Raw genomic sequence first — 892 nt, 5'->3', positions numbered from 1 at the left:
ACGGATTTCGTATATCTTTGAGTTCCTCTTATCACTTTCTCTGATCGTAGCAGGGTATGGCGACGGTAAGCCGTCACCCCTGATCTTGTAGCGATGCGCATTCCGACGCATTCGCACGGCGACACGGAGGCATCTACGTTGCGCTGGATGGCAACTTGTCGGCGGCCCTAGTGGGCTTCTCCGCGTGGTACTTTGGGCGGTAGAGAGGCAGACAATCGTAGAAGCGGTCTTCTGAGAAACGCGCCCTCGGGCTGCAGGTGTGTGAGCATGAAAAGCGGGAGCCTGACAGAGAAAGAGTGATCCTGAAGCGTGGAATTTTCCTGACACAGGGGTCGGGGGTTGCGGCAGGATCGACGGAGAGCGCGATTTTAGCCCCGTACAGGCCCATCTCCAGAATTTATTGGGTATCCCTATGGAATACTGGAGGTGGCGTCTGGTGGCGATTTTTTTGGGGGGTGTGGAGTAGCGGTTTCCTGCATATTCTATGTCCGAAGGGACCAGAATACTTGGAATTTGGTCCATGACCCAAGGCACGTCTCGACTGCCAATCCGGCCCCGGAACTCTCGATAAGGTTTCGCACCAAGGCGAGGCCTCGGCCAGATCCGGATCTGCCTTTGGTCGAAAACCCCTGTTCCCAGATCTGGCCCAGCATGGCTTCTGGGATGCCGGGGCCGGTATCTGTTACTGTCAGGATCGCAAAAGGTAGGGTCGGGTGACGGCCAATCATCGGCTTAACCCCGTCCGATTTGTCAGACGCGAGCGTTAGTGAGAGTGTGACCGAACCCATGTCGCCCGCCGCGTTGCGAGCATTGTCTGAAAGGTTCAGTAGGATGCGCATCAGCGGTTCTGAATCGCCATGTGCCAGAACTGGAAATCCCGGCACATTCACCG

The 892-nt window shown here is 56.4% G+C and carries 1 protein-coding gene; it reads right to left on the bottom strand.

Annotated features, from left to right (window positions below; translation table 11 throughout):
- Nucleotides 1-482 precede the first annotated feature (482 nt).
- The coding region (locus D4A39_RS16750; protein ID WP_199699480.1) for an ATP-binding protein at nt 483-892 on the bottom strand (410 nt) is incomplete at its 5' end.

The sequence above is a fragment of the Alcanivorax profundi genome (assembly GCF_003597125.1).
GTDB lineage: Bacteria > Pseudomonadota > Gammaproteobacteria > Pseudomonadales > Alcanivoracaceae > Alcanivorax > Alcanivorax profundi.
The sequence above is the reverse complement of the archived record's forward strand: the minus strand, read 5'-3'. Positions and strand labels throughout refer to the sequence as shown.